At 45.6% G+C, this 17,347-nt stretch carries 16 protein-coding genes; 10 read left to right on the top strand and 6 right to left on the bottom strand.

Annotated elements, in window-relative coordinates; translation table 11 throughout:
• Window positions 1-25: 25 nt before the first annotated feature.
• Window positions 26-157 (bottom strand): hypothetical protein, encoded by a 132-nt coding sequence (locus tag ASC49_RS20155; RefSeq protein ID WP_281175775.1) that lies wholly within the window; start codon window positions 155-157, stop codon window positions 26-28.
• Between ASC49_RS20155 and ASC49_RS05350 the strand changes: the two genes are divergently transcribed.
• A complete protein-coding gene (locus ASC49_RS05350) occupies window positions 102-335 on the top strand; it encodes a YkgJ family cysteine cluster protein (protein ID WP_245624658.1) in 234 nt (77 codons plus the stop codon). The genes ASC49_RS20155 and ASC49_RS05350 overlap by 56 nt on opposite strands.
• Window positions 332-2,020 carry a L,D-transpeptidase family protein gene (locus ASC49_RS05345; RefSeq protein ID WP_055462200.1) on the top strand — a complete coding sequence of 563 codons (1,689 nt, stop codon included), beginning with the start codon at window positions 332-334 and terminating at the stop codon, window positions 2,018-2,020. Before ASC49_RS05350 ends, ASC49_RS05345 begins: the two co-directional genes overlap by 4 nt.
• A gap of 57 nt (window positions 2,021-2,077) precedes the next feature.
• On the opposite strand, the gene rlmM is transcribed toward ASC49_RS05345, so the two are convergent.
• Genes rlmM through ASC49_RS05330 form a run of 3 tightly spaced genes read right to left on the bottom strand, consistent with a single transcriptional unit; the run spans window position 2,078 to window position 4,845 of the window.
• Entirely contained in the window at window positions 2,078-3,130 is a 1,053-nt protein-coding gene (rlmM, locus tag ASC49_RS05340; protein WP_055462199.1) for a 23S rRNA (cytidine(2498)-2'-O)-methyltransferase RlmM, read from the bottom strand.
• A gap of 14 nt (window positions 3,131-3,144) precedes the next feature.
• Window positions 3,145-3,828 carry a pseudouridine synthase gene (locus ASC49_RS05335; protein ID WP_055462198.1) on the bottom strand — a complete coding sequence of 228 codons (684 nt, stop codon included), beginning with the start codon at window positions 3,826-3,828 and terminating at the stop codon, window positions 3,145-3,147.
• Between the two features lie 3 nt (window positions 3,829-3,831).
• Window positions 3,832-4,845: a GGDEF domain-containing protein gene (locus tag ASC49_RS05330; RefSeq protein WP_141656803.1), complete on the bottom strand. Its 1,014-nt coding sequence runs from the start codon at window positions 4,843-4,845 to the stop codon at window positions 3,832-3,834.
• A 647-nt stretch (window positions 4,846-5,492) separates the two neighbouring features.
• Between ASC49_RS05330 and ASC49_RS05325 the strand changes: the two genes are divergently transcribed.
• The 6 genes from ASC49_RS05325 to ASC49_RS05300 all read left to right on the top strand — a co-directional run bounded on the left by ASC49_RS05325 (window position 5,493) and on the right by ASC49_RS05300 (window position 11,390).
• Window positions 5,493-6,953, top strand: a complete 1,461-nt coding sequence (locus ASC49_RS05325) for an ATP-binding cassette domain-containing protein (protein ID WP_082443723.1) — start codon at window positions 5,493-5,495, stop codon at window positions 6,951-6,953.
• Window positions 6,950-8,017, top strand: coding sequence for an ABC transporter permease (locus ASC49_RS05320; protein ID WP_055462196.1), 1,068 nt, complete (start codon window positions 6,950-6,952; stop codon window positions 8,015-8,017). Before ASC49_RS05325 ends, ASC49_RS05320 begins: the two co-directional genes overlap by 4 nt.
• Window positions 8,018-8,026: 9 nt before the next feature.
• Window positions 8,027-8,959 (top strand): ABC transporter permease, encoded by a 933-nt coding sequence (locus ASC49_RS05315; protein WP_055462195.1) that lies wholly within the window; start codon window positions 8,027-8,029, stop codon window positions 8,957-8,959.
• A 55-nt stretch (window positions 8,960-9,014) separates the two neighbouring features.
• On the top strand, window positions 9,015-10,085 hold the full coding sequence (locus ASC49_RS05310; RefSeq protein WP_055462194.1) for a BMP family ABC transporter substrate-binding protein: 1,071 nt from the start codon (window positions 9,015-9,017) through the stop codon (window positions 10,083-10,085).
• Window positions 10,086-10,203: 118 nt separating this feature from the next.
• Complete coding sequence (locus ASC49_RS05305) at window positions 10,204-10,563, top strand: DUF2750 domain-containing protein (RefSeq protein WP_072242061.1); 360 nt, start codon at window positions 10,204-10,206, stop codon at window positions 10,561-10,563.
• 20 nt (window positions 10,564-10,583) lie between these two features.
• Complete coding sequence (locus ASC49_RS05300; protein ID WP_055462192.1) at window positions 10,584-11,390, top strand: M48 family metallopeptidase; 807 nt, start codon at window positions 10,584-10,586, stop codon at window positions 11,388-11,390.
• An 86-nt stretch (window positions 11,391-11,476) separates the two neighbouring features.
• Here the strand turns inward: ASC49_RS05300 and ASC49_RS05295 are convergent, their stop codons facing one another.
• Both ASC49_RS05295 and ASC49_RS05290 read right to left on the bottom strand, forming a co-directional pair.
• Window positions 11,477-11,788: a high-potential iron-sulfur protein gene (locus ASC49_RS05295; RefSeq protein WP_055462191.1), complete on the bottom strand. Its 312-nt coding sequence runs from the start codon at window positions 11,786-11,788 to the stop codon at window positions 11,477-11,479.
• A 105-nt stretch (window positions 11,789-11,893) separates the two neighbouring features.
• Entirely contained in the window at window positions 11,894-14,689 is a 2,796-nt protein-coding gene (locus tag ASC49_RS05290; protein ID WP_162265195.1) for a ligand-binding sensor domain-containing diguanylate cyclase, read from the bottom strand.
• Between the two features lie 284 nt (window positions 14,690-14,973).
• Between ASC49_RS05290 and ASC49_RS05285 the strand changes: the two genes are divergently transcribed.
• Entirely contained in the window at window positions 14,974-16,188 is a 1,215-nt protein-coding gene (locus ASC49_RS05285; RefSeq protein WP_055462190.1) for a LysR family transcriptional regulator, read from the top strand.
• Between the two features lie 149 nt (window positions 16,189-16,337).
• The gene (locus tag ASC49_RS05280) at window positions 16,338-17,285 is read left to right on the top strand and encodes a Gfo/Idh/MocA family oxidoreductase (protein WP_055462189.1); all 948 of its coding nucleotides are present in this window, start codon (window positions 16,338-16,340) and stop codon (window positions 17,283-17,285) included.
• Window positions 17,286-17,347: the final 62 nt, after the last annotated feature.

Genomic DNA, 17,347 nt, shown 5'->3' with positions numbered 1-17,347 from the left:
CAGATTAACGTCGGTTACTTAGTTGTTAAATAGTGATTTTTTGTAAAAAGGGCCTCATGAACTGTCGACCCAATTGCGGTGCTTGCTGTATCGCCCCATCGATTTCCAGCCCCATACCCGGCATGCCGAACGGCAAACCAGCTGGAGTGCCTTGCATACAACTTGACCAAGACTTTCGCTGCAAAATTTTTGGCCAACCAGATAGACCTAAAGTTTGTTCTGAATTTCAAGCGGCTGAATATGTATGTGGCAGCCACCGCGATGAAGCTGTTGCCACTTTAAATGACATGGAAGCCACCACCGCACCGATTTTCATTATTAAGGACCCCACGTGAAACATTTAACGCGCAATGTTGGCATCGCATGCATTGTTTGCAGCGTACTCACGGGCTGCTCCACTCATAGCAGACACTCCAGTGAGGCATCCAGCTCAAACAGCGTTCAACCAAGTGGTATCCAGATCGAAAGCAGCGTACGTGAGCAAGTCTCTTGGATGCTGGATGCATTCACGCCTATTGCAGGTCAAGCATTACCAAATAAAAGTGTATTAGCAGCGTACGAATTTCGTAACTTTGAGCCTATCTGGATTAAAGATCAACGACTTGATAGTTCCATCTATAGATTGGTCGAAATCCTCGATCAAGCCTATAGCCACGGTCTTAATCCCGTGCATTATCATCTACAAACCATTAAAGAATATTTGGCACTTAAGAAACCAACGGCACAACAGCTGGCGGAGCTGGATGTCATTACTACAATTGCCTTATCCAGTTACGCTCATGACATTTCCAACGGCCGCTACGAGCCTCATCTGATTGACCCAAATTGGCAACTTGACGCACCCAGTAACGATTGGAAAAACCTGCTATTTCTAGACTCACCCGCCCACATGGTGAACTATTTACCTACCTTAGCACCCCGACAACCGGATTATCAGGTGCTACAGAACTGGCTGGCGTTCTACCAAGAGCTTGCGCAGAAAGAAGGGGATGTTCATGTCGATTACGGCCTCCTATTACGCTTAGGTGACCAGTCCCCTCGTGTAGCGCAACTACGAGCTCGCTTGGTGCAATTAGGCGACATTCGCTTTTCAGCCCGAAAAATTACTGAGAATTACTTTGATCAAGAATTGCAGACTGCGGTTACTCGCTTTCAAAAGCGCCATCAATTAGACGCGGATGGCACCGTTGGCACTCAAACCATTCAAGCTCTAAATGTCCCTCTAGAAGAACGCGCCAGACAGATTGCTTACAACCTAGAACGCTGGCGCTGGCTCCCATCACAACTTGAAGACAATCGAGTATGGGTCGACTTAACGGATTATACCGCTCACATCTTCCTTAACGAGCGCACAGAACGCATGAAGGTTGTCATCGGCAAACCCGATCGCAAAACCAATGTTTTCTACGGCAAAATGACTTACATGGTCGTCAACCCAACATGGCGCGTTCCTATGCGCATTGCCCGAGAAAGCTTACTTCCTAAACAACAAGAAAATGCCAACTATTTGACCGAACATGGCTATCATGTCTACAGCAGTTGGAGCATTGGTGCAAGACAGTTAGACCCGCTTACTATTAACTGGCACGACATCCAACCGGAGGAACTTCGTTATCGCTTTGAGCAAGCAGCCGATGACGAGAACGCCTTGGGGAGATATAAATTTATGTTTCCCAATAAGTTTGACATTTATTTGCATGACACGCCTGCAAGACACTTATTTAATGAAGGCGTGCGGGCGTTCAGTTCCGGCTGCATTCGTCTAGAAAGGGCGGAAGATTTTGCCAACTTACTGGTAGCTGGTTATCGCAAAGGGCAGCAACAATTGGCCGATGCTAGAGAATCACAGGAAACCAGAGTGGTTCCCCTAAATCATTCTTTGCCAGTATATCTGGTCTACTTCACAGTAGTGCCCAACACCAATGGCATGCCAGAATTTCGAAACGATATATATCAGCGAGATGCATTAATGAAAGAAGCGATGGGGTACTCACCGCTCAAAGCTAAAGACAGCATCTGATCTTCTGAACACTTCCTCAGCCAACAAACATTAGAAAGGGACTCGAAGCCCCCTTTCTTATCTCACCATGATGCACACGGTAATTTCTTCTCGATCATGGAACAGGTGCTTATATTGCATATCATAGCGAAGACCTTTCTGCGCTAATTGACTCGAAATCAGTTCAAGACACTGCACCACTTCTTGATAACGCTTTTTCATCGGCAATTTCAGATTAAAAATGGTTCGCTGGGTCCAGCCCTCACACAACCATTTGGCCATTAGCTCTGCAACTAGAATAGGACGCTCCACCATATCGCACACCATCCAATCCACTTTAACAGGTGGCTGGAATTTAAAACCATCTTCGGTCATGTGTGACACTAGACCTGTAGCCATCAATTCTTTTTGCATCGGCCCATTATCTACGGCATACGTATGAATGCCTCGCACAACAAACTGGTATGTCCATCCACCGGGACATGCTCCAAGGTCTACTGCATGCATGGCATCATGCAAATCCTTCTCACGTCTATGCTCTGGAACAAACTGCAACAGCGCTTCTTCTAGTTTCAAAGTTGATCGACTTGGGCCTTTGGCTGGAAAACGCAAACGACGAATCCCCAGTGGAAATTCAGAGCGACACTCTGCATAGCTCACACCAAGATAGGCTTGATCGCCCTCCATGAAAAATACATGGTGACGCACACCGACTGCTTTTTTACGCAGCAAGCCCGCTTTTTTCCAGCCTGTCAGTAGAGGCTTTTCAATCTTTTTGATCAAGCCAGATAAAGCTTTAGCCTCATTAGTGTCGGCTGTCTCAAACCAAATATCTTCTGCTAAAGGAAGCTCACGAGCCGCTTCCAGTAATGCCTGCACACGCCCACCTTTTTCAAAATCTATCACATCATTCACGGCAATGATTTGACGAGCAAAGATCAAATGATTAAAAGACATCGATTGAATTAGCGATTCTGCGCCGTGATCATCACCTGTGTTGTAGAGCACATAACCGGCGTTTTCAGAGGGTACACCATAGCCGTACAGTCCATGTTCAGCAGCTTTGTCTGATATTTCAGCCAGCGCATCTTTTTCGAAACCTGGACGACAGTAAATTAAAATATTTTTCATAATGGCAAGGTGTTTTATTTTGGAATAATGAATTTAGGCCATGACAACGATGGCTCGAAGAAATTTGTTTGATACAGCTCTTTCGCTGCGTCCGAAAACAGCACCCCATGATCAGGCCAAACTTGAAAAACAAAAGGCTGGTCTCGCCAAGTAAAAGCCAATGAATAGGCGTGCAAGTACCCCCTATCCGAGCCGCCACCGGCATAACGAACATCCCCCAATATGGGAGCGCCTAAGCTCTTCAATGCCACACGGATTTGGTGAGTTTTACCCGTCAATGGTCGAATATAAAAATAACGATTCCCCTCAAGAGCAGCACTGAAAAACTGAGTCGCGGCAAAATCCCCCCCTTGATTAGAGAGTTTCCATTGCCCACGCCGACTAGGCAGCATGGCACCAGCAACAGTCCCTTGCTTCTTTTTCGGCTTATTTGAAGAAACGGCTAAATAACGCTTTTCAAATTGGTGTTCCGCAAACATTGCGCCAAACTGCGCTGCTGCGGCTTTATTAGTCGCAAACATAATCACGCCTGAGGTCATCTTATCTAAGCGATGTAACGGATAAAACGTTTGCTCAGGAAAAGCATTTTTCAAACGCTGAGCAAAACCAACGCCGTCTTCCGAGTGAAAGCTTTCTCCAGCAGGTTTTACCAGCACCCAAAAGTCAGGGTGTTGATAAATGATATCAATGTCTTTCATGTACTATTCTAACTCTGACATATCTAGCTCCACACGGTTACGGCCATTATCTTTAGCAAGATACAATGCCGCATCAGCGCGCGCTAAAATTTGTTCGTAGCGTAAGGTGTCATCTTTAATTTCAGCAACACCAATACTGGTCGTGACAACGATTGGCTGATCTTGCCCCTCAACAAAGATATTCAAATCGCTGATTTGTATTCGCAAGCTCTCCATAATGTCATAGGCTTCACGTAATCGAGTATTCGGCATAATTAGCACAAACTCTTCCCCGCCATAACGCCCTAGCCAATCCCCTCTTCGAATTGAGTTTTGCATCACCTGAGCGCATCGTTGCAGCACTCGATCACCGACGTCATGACCGTAGCGATCGTTGATTTGTTTGAAATGGTCTAGATCCAAAATGGCAAAGCAGCAGCGCTGGTTACTCATAACGGCATCAGCAAACACATTGACCGCTTCTGCTAGTACTTTGCGCCGATTACTTACTCGAGTTAACTCATCGACTTCAGCTTGATAACGCAGATGCTCATTGAGTTTGCGCAACTTATTCACTACTACCCCAGCAATTAGGACAACAAACATCATGGCAACAATAAATGTTGCCAAAGTCACAAAGAGCTGAAAATCTTTAGAAGAGTACTGGGTGCTAATGGGAGCAAATAACTGGTTAAAAGCAAACACCAACAAGGCAAAACAGCACAACAGCACTTGTTCTTTTCCACTTGACACCCGATAACCTGCAACCGAATAAGCCGCCAGTACAATCAACAGCCATTGGAAATGACTTTGGGAGCCATAAAATAAGAAGGTGCAAAAGGAAACATAAAGAGCATAAGCAAAAGGAAGCAGCATTCTGGCACTGCGTGAATGCCCTTTGATGGACAGAGTGAAACCAACTAAGGAAGCGCACATTCCAATCCAGTGCACCAAAGACTCAGAAAACCACCCTTGCCACACGAAAATCAGCCCTGAAATAAAGCTCACTACAATGGCAAGTAGGTAGGTAATATTCACTACCTGCTTTCGATTGTGATCAACGTCCGCACTATTTTTCAAACTAATCAAAGCTAATTTTTGTAGATATGTGCTAAAAAAAGACAACGTCTGTCCTGTAAGGCATGCAAGCGATAAACCTGAAAAAGTCTATTATTTCAAGCGCTATAATTAACCGGCATTTTACACTAGGCAAAGCCACACGCCTACGCCTAATTCTGGACCGATCGGTCAAATAAATCCCCAAAATGGTGCAATACTGACCATTTAAACAAGATTATTTAAAATCCTGAGCAAATAAACTCTACATAAAAAGCTGACCATGCAGACAAACAAGCGAAAATTGCGTATTCTTCGCGCCTTATTGATGCTATTCGCCTTACTTCAAGGTATTGGCACATTTATTGATAACGACATAACAGACTGAAAATTAAAAACAGACGCAACGCGAGCAAAGCACCTATCAATCAGTCAAAAATGCCAAGGATGCAAACACTAGAATCTAACAGACAGCGTTTAAAGCATCTGTTAAAAGAGTAAATCACCCAATCATACATAGAGAATTAACGGTGTCGGAAACATTGAAAAAACAGAATTCTAGCCCCCGCTTAGAATTGCTGAATATCACTAAACAGTACCCCGGATGTCTTGCCAACGACCAAATATGCATGACCTTAATGCCTGGAGAGATCCACGCATTACTTGGAGAAAACGGCGCTGGCAAAAGTACATTGGTTAAGACCATTTATGGCATAGTTTCCCCTGATGCTGGCCAAATCCTTTGGAATGGTCATGAAGTCGACATCAAATCGCCAGCAATCGCCCGAGATCTAGGCATCGGCATGGTGTTCCAACATTTTTCACTATTTGAAACCCTAACTGTCGCGCAAAATATCGAACTATGTTTGACCAAAAGCCAATTGGAAAAAATTGGCAATCTGGCCGAGAAAATCCGTGATATATCAAAAGACTACGGTTTAAATGTTGACCCTGATCGCTATGTACATTCACTTTCGATTGGCGAACGTCAACGGGTAGAAATCGTACGTTGCTTGGTACAGTCAGTAAAACTTCTGATCCTTGATGAACCAACTTCTGTACTAACACCCCAAGAAGTTGCGGGCTTATTCACCGTGTTAAAGCAACTTTCTAGTGAAGGCTGCAGCATTTTGTTTATTTCTCACAAACTGCACGAGGTCACTGAGATCTGCCATACAGCCACCATCCTTCGTGGCGGCAAATTTGTTGGCGATTGCGAGCCTGCGAATGAAACACCAGCAACCATTGCCAAAATGATGGTCGGCGACTTAGCAGAGCAAGATGCTGGCTACGAGAAGGCTCATGGGGGAAGTGTTATTTTCTCAGCGAATGATTTGCACCTTCCAGCAAAGAACCCATTTGGTACGTCGTTAAAACATATCAATTTTGAATTATTAAAAGGCGAAATTCTTGGCATTGCTGGGGTTGCTGGCAATGGTCAGGAGGAGCTGATGTCAATCATCAGCGGCGAAGATAATCGCAACCTTAAAAAGGTGCTGACTTTAGACGGTATTGACCTCGGTATAATGTCTGCGGGTGCTCGTCGCAAATCTGGCCTAGCTTATGTTCCAGAAGAACGACTTGGCCGCGGTGCAGTCCCCGAAATGAGCCTATCGGAAAACACCTTATTGACCCACAGCAGCGGTTTTGTGAAATCCGGCTTGGTTAACTGGAGTGCCGTCAAAGAGTACGCTAAAAACCTGATTTCACAGTACAGCGTGAAATGTCATGGTGAGTTTTCTGAAGCCAAGAGCCTAAGTGGCGGTAACTTACAGAAATTCATTATGGGTCGTGAGATTGGCCAGAACCCTAAAGTATTGATTTGCGCCCATCCTACTTGGGGCGTTGATGTGGGCGCTGCGCTAGCCATTCACCAAGCACTTCTGAAACTTCGTGATCAAGGCACGGCCATCCTACTGATCTCAGAAGATATCGATGAATTGTTCCTGCTGGCAGATCGTATGGCCGCTCTTTGTGATGGCCACTTATCACCAGTAGTGCGCACTGAAAAGACTTCCATTGATCAAATTGGTCAATGGATGGCCGGTACTTTTATCAATGAACCTAAGGTTTCGGAGGCGCTGGCATGATCCGCGTTCAAGCTCGTACCGAACCGAGCACACTTATGACTTTCGCATCGCCTTTTCTGGCGATTGTTTTAACGCTTGTATTTGGCTCTATTCTGTTTTCTGCGTTAGGTAAAGATCCTCTGCAAGCTCTGTATGTTCTGCTCGTTCTCCCGCTTTCAGATGCTTACAACATTAGCGAAATGTTGGTAAAGATGGGGCCTCTGTTGCTTTGTGCCGTGGGTCTTTCACTTTGTTATCGCGCCAATATGTGGAACATTGGCGCCGAAGGACAATTGCTTGCTGGGGCACTAGGAGGCAGTGCAGTGGCACTGATGTTTGTAAATTCAGACTCCATGCTTGCCATGCCGCTAACATTATTAGGTGGCGTTGCATCAGGCATGTTCTGGGCGGGCATTCCAACCTATCTAAAAATAAAGTTTAACTCTAACCTGATCCTCACTACGATCATGTTGAATTACATTGCTCTGTATCTTTTGATCTGGGCAGTCCATGGCCCGTTGCGTGACCCAGACGGATTTGGCTTCCCAGAATCGGCGATGTTCTCTGATGCCACCTTGCTACCCGTTCTATTTGAAAGTGGACGAGTTCATTTAGGCATTATCTTGGCGCTACTACTGGCTCTATTTGCTTGGTTTCTACTGAGCAAGTCCCATCTTGGCTTCAAAATACGTGTTTACGGCGCTGATGAGCCTGCGGCAACCTATGCGGGTTTCAACGCGAAAGCAATTAGCTGGTTTGTCATGTTGTTTTCTGGCGCATTAGCTGGACTAGCGGGTGTCGCTGAAGTAGCGGGGCCAATCGGGCAACTTACTCCAAATGTGTCACCTGGGTATGGATACTCCGCCATCATCGTAGCGTACCTTGGTCGTTTGCATCCAGCTGGCGCAATCATTGCGTCCATCTTTCTGGCAATCCTATATATGGGTGGCGACTTAGCACAGATTGAAATGGGCATTCCCATCGCCGTGGTCGGTATGTTCCAAGGCGTCTTGTTATTCTTCCTTCTAGCGTGTGACTTCTTTATTCGTTACCGCATTGTTTCATCTCGCGAAAACATGGCTTAGGAGCATCACATGGATATTGATCTAATTACTCAAGTGCTGTTTGCAGCCATCAAAACCGGTACACCATTGTTATTTATCGCGCTTGGTGAAGCCATTTGTGAGAAAACAGGGGTTCTAAACCTCGGTCAAGAAGGCATGATGCTAATGGGCGCAGTAGTTGGTTTTATGGCCGCTTACGCCACGGGCAATGCTGGCATGGGTATTTTAGGTGCGCTTCTCATTGGTATGGTGATGAGCTTAATCTTTGGCTTCTTGGTGCTTCACCTAGGGGCGAACCAAGTGGCTACCGGTTTAGCATTGAGTATTTTTGGTGGAGGTCTAAGCGCTTTTGTCGGTTCAAGTGTTGTTGGTCAAACTATCACGGGCTTCCAGCCGATTGAAATTCCGGTTTTATCGGATTTACCAGTCATCGGCAAGGTACTCTTTAGCCATGATCCCTTGGTATATTTGGCCATCGTTATGGCGATTATTATCTCTTTCGTTACGAATAAAACTCGTTTAGGGTTAACCATCAAAGCGGTTGGAGAAAACCCTCATGCTGCTAATGCCATTGGCATTAAAGTGCTGAAGGTTCGTTATCTTGCGGTAATGTTTGGTGGTGCCATGGCTGGCCTTGGTGGCGCATACATGTCTTTGGTGTATACCCCAATGTGGGTTGAAAACATGACCGCTGGCCGTGGCTGGATCGCATTGGCCTTAGTCGTCTTTGCCTCTTGGCGTATTGGTAATATTGTGCTTGGTGCCTACCTCTTTGGTCTAGCTAGCATTATGCATCTGGTACTACAGGGCATGGGCTGGTCGATTTCACCGAATTTGCTGGCCATGTTGCCCTATGTCGCCACCATTGTGGTCATGGTGATCATTAGTGCTGATAAATACAAAGAGAAACTGCTAGCGCCTCGCTCGCTTGGCAAGCCATTTGATCCACGTCAGATGGCCTAATCCCCATTTTGTTGTATGTGATAGAAAATGCCTAAGGGCACAAAAGGAGCAAATAATGAAACTGAAGAGCTTACTTGTAGGTCTTGGCCTGTTAGCAGGTATCGGCGGCGCACACGCTGCAGATGACCCATTTAAAGTTGGATTTGTTTATGTTGGACCAGTTGGAGATTTAGGCTGGAGCTATGAGCACGATCGCGGTCGCCAAGAATTGGAAAAGTTCTTTGGTGACAAAGTCGAAACAACCTTTGTAGAGAACGTACCTGAAGGTGCGGACGCAGAGCGCGTTATTACACAATTGGCAAAATCAGGTAATGACCTAATTTTCTCAACCTCGTTTGGCTTTATGAACCCAACGTTAAAAGTAGCTAAGCGATTCCCTAACGTGACCTTTGAGCATGCGACAGGCTACAAACGCTCTAAGAACATGGGCACTTACGTTCTTCGAACTTATGAAGGTCGTTACGTATCAGGTGTCGCAGCTGGCTTACTGACAAAAACTAACACCATTGGTTACATTGGCTCTTTCCCAATTCCAGAGGTTATCCGTGATATCAACTCTGCTTACATGGCGGCTAAAAGTGTTAACCCTGACGTTAAAATCAAAATCGTATGGGTGAATTCTTGGTACGATCCAGGTAAAGAGACAGATGCAGCCAATGCTCTTATGGATCAGGGCGTAGATGTCTTACTACAACATACCGACAGCCCTGCACCTTTAATCGCTGCCGAAAAACGTGGTGCGCGCGCCATTGGTCAAGCCTCTGATCAAAGCAGCTTTGCCCCTAAGGCACACATCTTCTCTGTACGTGATGATTGGGCACCTTACTACATCAAAGTCACTCAGGAAGTGATGGACGGTACTTACGAGCCTAAAGACTTTTGGGGTGGCTTCCATGAGGACATGCTAAGCCTTGCATCGATCAACGAGAACTTGCCGACTGACGTTCGTGCTAAAATTGACGAAACATACGAAAAGATCAAATCAGGCGAATTCAAGCCATTCACCGGCCCAATTAAAGATAACAAAGGCAATATTGTTGTCGCTGAAGGCCATAGTCTATCTGATGAAGAATTGGCAAAAGTGAATTGGTACGTCGAAGGCATTACCGACGAAATCCCACGCTAACTCACACTTTTCCTTTTTATTTGTGCAATGGGCAGCCCATCAGGGCTGCCCATTTTTTTGGTCTATCGGATATAGTCTGATGTGTTATTATCGAGCAAATTATATTGAAGAAAAAATTATGACATTTGATAACACAGCTTTTTTTAGAGAAACCAGTCAAAAGCGCTATGACCTATTTGTTAGCCACATAAAGAGCGGCGGCACTTGTTACACTCTTGCGGACACGGAAGGTTGTTTAAACGTTACCATCGGTAGTGAACGAGTATTACCTGTATGGCCAAGCGAAGACATGGCAAATGAGTGGGCAAAAGCTGAACATGAAGGCTTCAGTGCATTGGATGTTAGCAATGAGTCATTTGTTGATATTTGGCTGCCAGGCATGTCGAATGATGGTGTCAGTGTCGGCATCGCGCCCAATATGGCAGGTGAAGGAATTGTCGTACAAGCTGCTGAGCTACTTCAAGATATCCAAGGATAAACACACGAGGATTATCTCTTATGGCATCTAAATTACAGCGTAATATTGCCCTTGGTCTTCTTAGCGCAGCGTTACTTAGCGCCTGCAGCACATCCCCAACTGGCCGCAAGCAACTTGTACTGCTTCCAGACAATCAGCTCAATGAAATGGGTGTGGCTTCCTTTGCCGAAATGAAGTCAAACACCCCTGCATCCAGCAGTACTCAAGCCACACAACATGTACAGTGTGTCGCGGATCGCATCATTGCCGTACTACCAGATGAGTACCGTAAGCAAAACTGGGAAGTGGTGCTGTTTAACGATGAACAAGTCAATGCGTTTGCACTGCCTGGTTACAAGATTGGCGTTTACACAGGTCTGTTAGATGTCGCTACTAACCAAGATCAATTGGCTGCTGTAGTCGGTCACGAAGTGGGTCACGTACTTGCCCGTCATGGTAATGAACGAGTATCCACGCAGCTAGCAACTAGCCAAGCTTTGGCTTTAGGTTCTCAGCTTTACGGTGAAGACTCCGCGACAAAAACCGCTATTTTCCAAGGTTTAGGCATTGGCGCCCAAATAGGTATCCTACTTCCATTTAGCCGTACGCACGAATCTGAAGCAGACGTCATCGGGTTAGACTTAATGGCTAAGGCAGGATTTAACCCAGAAGAAAGCATTAAACTTTGGCAAAATATGTCTAAGAAAGGCTCTAGCTCAACCCCAGAGTTTCTATCTACTCACCCATCGCATCAAACCCGCATGAATGATTTGAATGCGGCAATGGCAGGCCCGAAACAGGTATACACATCTCTTAAAGCGGCCAATAAAACTGCCCATTGCTACTAAATCGTCAACAGACTAATAACTGCAATAAAAAAGCTCTTAAGCCTTCCACAGCTTAAGAGCTTTTTAATCATCACTAAGGCTTATGCTTAAGGCTTTTTAACCCAAGCCTGGCACCAACCGTTTGGTTCAACAGCATGACCAGCGAACAATGGGCAGGCCCCCGTTCCAGCATTAAAGAAATTACAGTTGGAACAACTGCTACCCGCTTTGTAAGCAGCGTGAGAAGCGGCTGTAGCAACGTCAGGTGTGTAAGCTAATGCTTTTGCATTAGGCGCATTTGGATCCAACATTGGCATTGCAGCAAACGCTTTTGTAGTCAACACCCCCATACCAAATGGCAAAACAGCTAAACCAAACAATCCTTTTTTAACAAATTTACGGCGATCGTTATCAATCATAGTTCTCTCCTGCAATTCCCAACATAATATTGTTAGCCAAACGTATGGCTAAGAGACTAAGGGTGGAATCATTCTCAGAGCATGACGTACATCATAAGTTCCGCTTCAGTGACGAAACTCCTGATAGCTGACAACGCGATTGCGCCCCGTCTCCTTGGCTTCATAGAGAGCATGATCGGCTCGCTTCAAAAGGGTTTGATAATCTGGACACCCCAGCGCATTGGACAAACCAATACTTACGGTCAATTGGAACTGATCCTCGAGCGCAGCACATTCTAATTCGGATAACCCTTTGCGTAACTGCTCGCAGTATTCTTCTGCCTCAAGCTGATCCCCATGTATTAATAACGTGAATTCTTCCCCTCCCCAACGCGCTACGATATTTGGAGAACTAACCGCTTGTTTTAGATAATCTGCCACTAGCTGGATTACCTCATCTCCAACCAGATGAGAAAAGCGATCATTAACCTGTTTGAAATGGTCGATATCAATAATCGCCATGTTCAAACGCCTTAATGACTGAAACGACATAATAAAGTCGCGACGAACCCGCTCATCAAATGCACGGCGATTGAACAGACCAGTCAAAGCATCCTCTTTAGCTAATCGCTCATAACGCTCAGACTGATCCCTTAAGGCTTGAGTTTGTATACGAATTTGTTCAGCCAGTTCACGCTGACGACTTTTTAAAGAATGAACTCGCCAATACATCAAGCTGCCAATGCACAATATAAATGCCAGCAACGCCATCAGCTGCATGTCTTTGCGTTGCCATAACAATGGCTCAATTTCGAATTGAAAAGGGGTTTTAGCCTCATTCCAATCACCGTATGGGTAACGCACACTGACTAGAAACTCATAATGTCCAGGGGGTAAATTGGTGTACTCAGCAACCGTTTGACTACCGTGGTATAACCATTCTTCTTCGAAGCCAATTAACTTGGTTTGATATTGCAGACGCTGTGGCATGATATAGCTCAAGCCAGCAAAATTAATCCTAATACGGCTAACACCTGAGCCCAACACTTTGTCCACTTTAGGGTTAATCGACCTACCATCAACATCAACGTCTTCAATGACGATAGGTAAACGGTATTGATAAAGCTGTTTAAGTGCGGTCGGACGAATAAATGACACGCCATTAGCCGTTGCAAAGACTAGACTGCCGCCTCGAGAGCTTACTGCAGCAGGGCTAGAGCCGCCATTGGCCTGACTACTCCCCATACCATCCTCCTCGCCAAAATGCTCGAAATTGATGGTCTTGCGCTCCCCAGAAGCCACTCGATGCGCATCCACATACCCTATTTTCCAAATACCTCGGTTACTGCTTAGCCAAAAGCTTCCCATATGGTCATAGATCACTTGGAAAAACTTGTCGATAGGTAACCCGGCTGGTTTCCCTACTCCACTTAATTGGTTTTCCATGGCATCGTAACGCAATAAGCCTCGGTCTGTTGCCATCCAAATAAACCCAGGTTCGATGTAAAAGCCAAATACATATTGAGCGCCTTCATAAGCAGAAATATCTACGGTCAGAATTCTGTCTCGACGATCATAAAAGGCGACACCTTGTGCTGTACCGATCCAGATACGGCCACGATGATCTTCCATCAAGGCCATAATGTAATCGTCCGGCAAGTTTGAATTCTCTTGATTAATCTGCTTAAGGGAGCCATCCGATTCAATGACAACCAGACCATCAACCGTACCAACCCAAATACGTCCCTTTGAATCTTCCAAGAGCGCCCTTACTTCATTGGAGGGCAGGCCATTTTCCATATTATATGACGCCGTCATTTCACCCGCGCGCCATACATATACCCCTGAACGCTGAGTACCAACCAAGACAGAGCCTGACTGCATATTTGCAAGACTCAATATAGATTGCCGCGCTGAGCGATCGCCCGATGCAAGGAACGCTTTACCATCTTCAAGCAAGCTAAGCCCTTCACTGGTGCCAACTAAAAAGCGCTCCCCTGGGACTTGCAAGACGGTACGAGTAAAGTCCCCTAAGAGCCCTTCTGATCTACTAACAGAATTAAAAGGCGCAGTACGAAGCCGTAATAAGCCGCCATTTGTGCCGACCCAAATACTGCCTTCGACATCTTGAAACCACGACAAAACCCGATTATTGGGGAGCCCAGAGTCCGCATCGATGTAGTCAATTTGACGATAATCGACGCGAGCCAAACCTTTATCAAGCGTTCCTAGCCAAAGGGTCCCTTCATCGTCCTCTTCAATTAAAGTTACCGTCGAATGATTAAGCTCTGCTGCGATACTACTAAATTGCCCCCCATCGTAACGCCATGCACCTTGAGCCGAGGCAATTAACAATTGATCAAGGTGATCCATTGCCACGTAATAGATACGGGTGTTTTCAGGCAAATTTGGAATGGCAAGTTTCTCTGATCCAGATTCATTAATCTTATAAACGCCACTTTTAGTCGCTGCGTAAATTGCACCTTGATTAGATTGCACCAATCGATAAGTGCCTACATCAAGTACTTTCTGTTCAGGCCCATATTCGTTATCGCCAACAAGTGGACGGAAAAAAACACCTTCTCCTTCCACCGCCAACCAAAGATTTGATTCATGATCTATCAAGACATGATTGATCAAACTGGTCGCCTGCTTCTGCGGGTACCAACTGTAATCTTGGCGCAGTGTTAGGCCGCCCCTTGCACCGCCAATCCACAAACGATTGTTCTTATCTGCCACCAAAGCACGAATGCCTGCATCGGCAATGCCCGTTTTCGAATCACGACTAAATAGCTCAAATGACAGGCCATTGTAACGAGCTACGCCTTCCCATGTCGCAAACCAAAGATAGCCATCGCCAGTCTGAGCAATGGCATTCACGCTGTTATGAGGCAAGCCGTCATGTGAGGTCCACACCTCCATAAAATAATCATTAAATGCAGAGGCGGCGTAAGAAAAGCCGCCGATGAAAAAACTGCAAAAACAGAGCATCCATTGAAACGTATATTTAATTTGACTGACTCGCATGTTCGATCCCACCACAGCAACTTTAGCCAAAATAGCGTAAGTAAAAGGAAAAAAGTAGATTTTTAAAAATTTCAAATCACAATGTGCCGCACACAGTCAATCTAATTAGCTAAAAGTAACCTTTTTAAACTATATTCATTTTTGATATAGTCAACTAAATTTAATGATTGGAGCCAGCGGTGGACATTCAAATTCCTAATTTACGGCATCTACGTGTATTTCTGGCGGTCTGTGAACTAAAAAGCATCACCAGAGCGTCTGAGCGTATCTACTTATCGCAGCCAGCGATCACACAAGCTATTGCAAAATTAGAGAAGCAGCTGGAGACCCATCTATTTGAACGTCATTCCGATGGCATGTACCCTACCGAATCAGGGATTTTATGGCAGAAGCGAGTGACGCGTTCACTAAACTACTTAAGAGACTCCACCTTAGAGCTTTTAAGGGAACCCGCTCTTAAAGATACCCTATCCGCTAATGTATTGGCTCAGATCAGTACAACCCAGCTGAAGGCGCTAGTTGCCGTGTGTGATGTGCAAAACTTCAGTATTGCCAGTCGTAATTTAGGTGTTTCTCAATCCTCAGTACATCGGGCAGCAAGAGATTTAGAAAAACTACTGGGCATTGCCTTGTTTGATAAAACCAATACTGGCATCAACGCAACGGATGCTGCGAAGACTTTAACCAAAGCCGCTAAACTTGCTTTTAATGAGCTACGCCAAGGCATTTACGAAATTCACGCCTTGCAATTCAAAGACGTCTCTACCATTTCACTCGGTAGCATGCCGTTAGCACGCACCACCATTTTGCCAAAATCGATTTTGCGTTTTGGTGATCAACATCCTGACGTTAACGTTAAAGTCATAGAGGGTCCTTACCCTGACCTATTGCATCACTTACGTCATGGCGATATCGATATTGTCTTAGGAGCTTTACGTTACCCTGCGCCTGCGGACGATGTGATCCAAGAAGAACTTTGGAATCCCCCACTGTCCATTATTTGTCGTGCAGATCACCCTCTACTGTCACTCGAAAGCATATCTGCACATGACCTTGCTAAGTTCGCTTGGGTAGTCCCCGCCGAGGGGACCCCCACTCGAACCGCTTTTAAAGAGATCTTTGAGCAAGCTGATTGCCCACAGCCCAGTCGCATCGTCGAGTCCAGTTCACAGATTTTGATTCGCGAACTGTTATTAGGTAGCGATCGTTTAACTCTGATATCAAAGCACCAAATGGAGCGAGAAGTTGAACTTGGCTTACTCAAAATCTTATCTTATCCATTGGAACACACACGTCGACCAATCGGCCTTTGTGTACGTAAAAACTGGCTTCCAACCATTACACAGTCTCATTTTCTAAGTGTACTTAGAGAAGTATGTGATCAGTTTCGATGAAAAAATTCAAACACCACCCTATGCTTTTTTTAAATAGCATTATTGGTTAACGAATTACATCATTGATAGAGTCGATGTTAGATTGAATGGATACAGCTACGAGTCAAATGACTCACTAGAATAACAAGACAACGGTTAGGAGATATCTAATGAGAATTTGTATTGCAGGTGCATCTGGCGCATTTGGTATGAAACACATGGACGCCATTGCAGCCATCGAAGGCTCAGAAGTGGTTTCAGTTGTCGGCACAAAGCCCGATGCGATCAAAGCTTTTGCCGAAGAACGCGGCGTTCCCCATTACACCACTGACCTAGCTGAAGCGCTTGCACGTGATGACGTAGACGCCGTTATCCTTGCCACACCAACACAAATGCACGCGGCCCAAACGATTCAATGTTTAGAAGCCGGAAAGCATGTTATGTCTGAAATTCCAATGGCAGACAACATTGAAGACGCACGCAAAGTGGTTGAGGTGCAAAAACGCACAGGCCTAGTTGCTATGGCTGGCCATACTCGTCGCTTCAATCCATCTCACCAATGGATTCACAACAAGATCCAAGCAGGCGAGCTGAAAGTTCAACAAATGGACGTGCAAACTTACTTCTTCCGTCGTTCTAATAAGAATGCTCTAGGTCAAGCGCGCTCTTGGACTGACCACCTACTGTGGCACCACGCTTGCCACACAGTTGACTTGTTCCAATACCAGACAGGTGAAGTGGCCACCAAAGTGCAAGCGCTACAGGGCCCAATCCATGAAGAACTTGGCATCGCGATGGATATGAGCATCGGCATGAAAGTACCAAATGGTGCGATCTGCACCCTATCTCTATCCTTCAACAACGATGGTCCATTCGGCACCTTCTTCCGTTACATCTGTGATAACGGCACTTACATCGCTCGTTACGATGACCTATTTGACGGCAATGATAACAAGATCGACCTATCTGGCGTTGCCGTATCGAACAACGGTATCGAGTTGCAGGACCGCGAGTTTATCGCTGCTATCGAAGAAGGCCGCGCACCAAATGCTTGCGTAACACAGGCAATTGACGCGATGGAAACACTGCATAAACTTGAGCAATGCTTAGAAGATTAAACAACTGCATGTGACTACAAAGCAGGGCTTAGCACCCTGCTTTTTTCATTTATACCGACCAT

The sequence above is a fragment of the Marinomonas fungiae genome (genome assembly GCF_001418205.1).
GTDB classification, from domain to species: Bacteria; Pseudomonadota; Gammaproteobacteria; order Pseudomonadales; family Marinomonadaceae; genus Marinomonas; species Marinomonas fungiae.
This window is presented reverse-complemented; position numbering and strand designations above follow the sequence as displayed.